The organism is Streptomyces sp. XM83C (assembly GCF_023072675.1).
GTDB lineage: Bacteria > Actinomycetota > Actinomycetes > Streptomycetales > Streptomycetaceae > Streptomyces > Streptomyces thermocoprophilus.
Genome location: NZ_JALLGL010000384.1, coordinates 1 through 5078 on the forward strand (window position 1 = coordinate 1; position 5078 = coordinate 5078).

Genomic DNA, 5078 nt, shown 5'->3' on the forward strand with positions numbered 1-5078 from the left:
GACGAGCGGGTCCCGCCGGCCCCCCCCCCCCGCCGCTGCCGGCGCGGCACGCTCGCGCTTCACCGCGACGCCCCGGCTCCGCCCGCCCCGCCCGCCGGACGCCCCGGCACCTGCCGGGGGAGCCGGAGCGACAGGACCCCGGCGGCAGGCACACACCCGACCGCCGGGGGCCGGACCACGGCCCCTGACACCGGCTGCCCGCCGGCGCGGACCCGGCCGCACACCTGCCCCTGTCCGCCGGCTTCGACGTGGCGTCCACGGCCCCTGGCGCTACGTCGACGGCCGACCGCGGCCCCCGGCGCGCAACCCGCCCTGCGCCCCACCCTCGACGGCCGTTCCGCGGCTCGCCCGCCGCCCGGTGGGCCGACGGGGCCGCCGGCATCGTCGTGCCCGAGGCGAAGGCGACCGGCGGTGCCCTCGTCCGGCCGGAACGGGCAGTCGGGGCAGGAGGGTCGTGGTGCGCGCACTGCGCGAGTCCGGCGACGACCGCCTCCTGCGCGCCCTGTTCGCCCCGCTCGGTGGACGTGGCGTGCAGCGGGTCGGGGTCCGGCCGCCGCCGGGCTCCACGACGACGGTGCCTTTCCGCGTGACGGCGACATGACCGGAGGCGACGCCCTGGACGGTCACCGCCGCGGGGAACACGGCGAGTTCGGCCGTGCCCTCCTGCAACGGGACCGAGACGCCGTTCACTTCGGGCTCGTCCCGCACCGAGGACGCGGCGACGTTCAGCTCGCCGAGACCGTCCACGATCCTCCAGCTGTCCCACGGGCCGAGGTGGTTGTCCTCGTCGTCGGGCCGCTCGGGCCGTGTCCGTGACCGCTGTCGGCACACCGGACGGGCGTCCGGCCCCCCCTCCCGGCCGGCGGTCACCGGCGAGGCACGGACGCGGGTGCCCCACGAGGCCGTACAGGCGGGCCTGCGGCCTGCCGCCCCGCCCGCCCGGCCGGGCAGCATCCCCCGCCCTGTCCCCCGCAGGAGCTACGCGCAGGTGCCCACCGCAGGGTGACGACTCGCGCGCCGCCGGTCCGTAGCGTCGGGACGGTCGAAGCGGCGGGAGTCCGCCGCCGTGCCAAACCTTGTCCATCGGGAGTCAAGTCGTGCGTGTGGTCTGGCAGTTGCTGGCCGTTGTGGTGGTGTCGCTGATCGGAGGGCAGAGTGTCGCCGCCGTCGGCGACGATCCGTGGCTCCGGCTCGCCCTCGGTCTGCTGACGGCCGTGCTCGCCGTGTTCGTCTACGCGTGGGTCGTCGGGCGCACCGAGCGCAGGCCCGTGACCGAGGTGTCCCGGCGGACCGCGCCCGGAGCGCTCATGCGGGGCACCCTGATCGGCGTCCTGTGGTTCGCGTCCGTCGTGGCGAACATCGCCTTCCTCGGGTACTACGACGTGAAGGGATGGGGCTCGGCCACCGGCGCGGCCGGCCTGTTCGGGTTCATGGCCGCCGCCTCCGTCACGGAGGAACTGCTGTTCCGCGGCGTATTGTTCAGGACCATGGAAGACCGCTGGGGCCTGTGGGGGGCCCTGATACCGACCAGTGCGCTGTTCGGCGCGTGGCACCTGCTGAACCCGGACGCCAGCCTGTGGGGCGCCACCGTCATCGCGCTGTCCGCCGGACCCGCCCTGGGCGCCGCCTACGTGGCCACCCGCAACCTGTGGGTGCCGATCGGCGTGCACTTCGGCTGGAACTTCGCCGCCTCCGGCCTCTTCAGCACCGAGGTCTCCGGCAACAACACCGAGCAGGGCCTCCTGGACGCGGCCACGTCCGGCCCCACGCTGCTCAGCGGCGGCGACTTCGGCCCCGAGGCCAGCCTCTACACCCTGGTGTTCGGCCTGATCGTCACCACCGGCTTCCTGCTGCTGGCCCGCCGCCGCGGCCAAGTGCTGCCCCGCCGCTCCAAGCGCGCCGGTACCACCGCCTACGCCCGGTGACCCGCCTGCGGGGGCCGCGCGAGGTCTGGAACCGGCTGCCGGTCATGGTCCGGGACGTGCCGTTCGCCGTGCTGCTGTGCGCGGTGGCGTTCGTCCCGGACTTCCACGGCAGCGGCACCGAGATCGGCGCGATCGCGGACCGGCCGTACGACGCGGTCGCCGTCGCGGCGATCGCGCTGCAAGGGCTGCCGCTGGCCCTGCGCAGACGATGGCCCGCCCTCTGCATGACGCTGGTGGCGGGCGGATTCGTCCTCGACCAGCTCCGCGGCTACCACACCGTCGCCACCATGGCCCTGCCGCTGGCCCTGCTCAGCACCGGCGCCCACCTCGAACGGCACCGCCGCACCACCGCGGCCGGCCTGTCCGCGGCGTACGCGCTGTTCGTCGCCGTGCTCCACGGACGCGGCGCCGCCGAACCGGTCGCCGAGTTCATCACGTTCTACGTCGCCCTGTGCCTGCTGTGGGGCGCCGGCGCGTGGCTGCGCTCCACCCGCGTCGCCGAGGCCGAGCGCCGCCACCGGCTGGCCGAACAGACACGGGCCGCCGAACGCGCCCGTATCGCCCGCGAGTTGCACGACGTCGTCACCCACCACGTGACCGCGATGGTCGTCCAGGCGGAGGCCGCCCGCTATCTCACCGCGGCCCCCGACCGCCTCGACGAGGCCCTGAGCGCGATCACCGACACCGGCCGGCGCGCCGTGGCCGACCTGCGGCACCTGCTCGACCTGCTGAACCCCGACCACGGCGACGGAGCCAGGACCCCGCCCGTGGGCCGGCTGCTGACCCTCGTGGAGCAGACCCGCCGGGCCGGGCAACCCGTCGAGTTCACCGAGGAGGGCACCCCGGCCGCCTCGACCGGCAGCGCCGACCTCGTCGCGTACCGGGTGGTGCAGGAAGCCCTCACCAACGCCCTCAAGTACGCTCACGGACAGCGGACTTCGGTCCGGGTACGGCACACGGAGAGGGACATCACGGTGGAGGTCGGCACCGGCGGCCCCGGCCCGGCGACCGCGCACTCGCCGGGCGGCAGCGGGCGCGGGCTGGCCGGTCTGCGGGAACGGGTGGACGTGCTCGGCGGCGAGTTCGACGCGGGACCTGGCCCCGACGGAGGGTTCGTCGTCCGCGCGAGGATACCCACCGGAGGCTCGACGTGAGCGCCGCGCCGATCCGCGTCCTGGTCTGCGACGACCAGACCCTCGTACGCACCGGACTGGTGACCATCATCGGCGCGCAGCCCGACATGGAGATCGCCGGCGAGTGCGCGGACGGGCGCACCGCCGTCGACCTCGCCGAGAAGGTACGCCCCGACGTCGTCGTCATGGACGTACGCATGCCCGTCCTCGACGGCATCGAGGCCACCCGCCTGCTCGCCGGCGTCGGAGTGCGGAACCCGGTGAAGGTCCTCGTGGTCACCACGTTCAACCTCGACGAGTACGTGTACGAGGCCCTGCGCGCCGGCGCGAGCGGCTTCCTGCTGAAGGACGCCCCGCCCGACCGGCTGCTGCACGGCATCCGGACCGTGGCCACCGGCGCCGCACTGCTCGCCCCGGAGGTCACCCGGCAGCTCGTCGGCCGCTACGCCTCCCGCATCCGGCCCGCCGAGGACGGCCCGCGAGAGGTCCCGCTGACCCCGCGCGAACTGGAGGTGCTGCGCCTCATCGCGGACGGGCTGTCCAACAGCGAGATCGCCGCGGCCCTGGTGATCAGCCAGGAGACGGTCAAGACGTTCGTCTCGCGCATCCTCGCCAAACTCCAGCTGCGCGACCGGGTCCAGGCCGTCGTGTACGCCTACCGGCACGGCCTGGCCGACTGACGCGGGTGCGGGCGCCCGGGGGGCCGCGCCCGTTCCCGCACCCGGCCGCCCGTTCCCGCACCGGGGCGGCGGTTCCGGCACCCGGGGGCGGGGAGCGCCGTACCTCCGGTGCACCCCGATGGGCAGCCGCCCGCGCCGACCGCGACGCCGCGGACCGACCGTCCCCCGTCAGCTGTCCCCCTCGCCCCCGCGCACCACCGCGACCGGGCAGTGCGCGTGGTGCAGCAGGGCCTGGCTGACCGAGCCGAGCAGCAGGCCCGAGAATCCGCCGCGCCCCCGCGCGCCCGCCACCACCAGCTGCGCCTCCTCGCTGGCCTCGATCAGGGCGGGGCGGACCCGGGAGCGCACCAGACGCCGCTCCACCGTCACCCCCGGACGGCGTGTCCGTGCCGGCGCCACCGTCTCGTCCAGCACCCGCTGCTCCTCCTCGCGGAGCCGCTCGACGTCCACCACCACGTTCAGAGGATCACCGGGACCCTCGTACGCCCGCTCGCTCCAGGCGTTCCACACATGCAGCGCCACCAGGTCCGCACCCCGCGCGAACGCCTCGGCGAACGCGAACTCGACGGCCTTCGCGCCCGCCGCCGAACCGTCGACCGCCAGCAGCACAGGGCCGCTCGGGTCGGGCCGGCCGCGTACCACCAGCACCGGGCAGCGGGCGTGCGCGGCCAGGTGGACGGCGGTGGAGCCGAGCAGCAGGCTGCCGAAGGCCCCCAGGCCCCGGCTGCCGACCACGACCAGCGAGGCCGTGCGGGACTCGATCTCCAGCACCATCAGCGGTTCGCCCACGGTGACCTCACGCGCCACCTCGATGTGCGGTGCCGCCGCGCGGGCCCGCTCCTCGGCCTCGACGAGCGTCCCGTCCACCAGCTCCCGCACCCCCGCAGCGGCCGGACTCCACAAAGGCCCGCCGGCCGGCGGACGCATCGACGGCCACCCGAACGCGTGCACGAGCCGTAGGCCCACGCCGCGCAGACCAGCCTCCACGGCCGCGATCTCCACCGCGTGCAGGCTCGACGACGAGCCGTCCACCCCGACGACCACCGGATTCGCCACGGCGCACACTCCTTCGCAGTCGGCGGCCGACAGGGACGCACCGTCACCCTCCTCCAGCTTTCACCAGCCCGCCGCACCCCGCATCGCGCCACGGCGACGGCCGGACCACCGCCCGCAGCCGCCACGGCAGCCCACCGGGCCTCGTACGCCCGCGATCCGGGCCGGTCAGCGGTCCTCGTCCGCTCCCCGCACCACCGCGACCGGACACCGCGCGTGATGCAGCACCGCCTGGCTCACCGAGCCCAGCAGCAGCCCCTGCCTCTTTTACACATCTCCGGGCCCAC

4 protein-coding genes and 1 pseudogene are annotated in these 5078 nt (G+C 75.4%); 3 read left to right on the forward strand and 2 right to left on the reverse strand.

The window, feature by feature from the left end:
* The first annotated feature begins 1097 nt into the window (after nt 1-1097).
* From MTQ10_RS27710 to MTQ10_RS27720, 3 genes are read left to right on the forward strand one after another with little or no spacing between them, the layout of a single operon-like run.
* Nucleotides 1098-1925 (forward strand): CPBP family intramembrane glutamic endopeptidase, encoded by an 828-nt coding sequence (locus MTQ10_RS27710; RefSeq protein ID WP_247473017.1) that lies wholly within the window; start codon nt 1098-1100, stop codon nt 1923-1925.
* Between the two features lie 44 nt (nt 1926-1969).
* Nucleotides 1970-3079 (forward strand): sensor histidine kinase, encoded by a 1110-nt coding sequence (locus tag MTQ10_RS27715; RefSeq protein ID WP_247473020.1) that lies wholly within the window; start codon nt 1970-1972, stop codon nt 3077-3079.
* The gene (locus MTQ10_RS27720; RefSeq protein WP_247473018.1) at nt 3076-3738 is read left to right on the forward strand and encodes a response regulator; all 663 of its coding nucleotides are present in this window, start codon (nt 3076-3078) and stop codon (nt 3736-3738) included. Before MTQ10_RS27715 ends, MTQ10_RS27720 begins: the two co-directional genes overlap by 4 nt.
* Before the next feature lie 168 nt (nt 3739-3906).
* Here the strand turns inward: MTQ10_RS27720 and MTQ10_RS27725 are convergent, their stop codons facing one another.
* Both MTQ10_RS27725 and MTQ10_RS27730 read right to left on the reverse strand, forming a co-directional pair.
* The gene (locus tag MTQ10_RS27725) at nt 3907-4794 is read right to left on the reverse strand and encodes a universal stress protein (protein ID WP_247473019.1); all 888 of its coding nucleotides are present in this window, start codon (nt 4792-4794) and stop codon (nt 3907-3909) included.
* 165 nt (nt 4795-4959) lie between these two features.
* Nucleotides 4960-5049: pseudogene (locus tag MTQ10_RS27730) on the reverse strand (universal stress protein); the annotation flags it as partial.
* Nucleotides 5050-5078 lie beyond the last annotated feature (29 nt).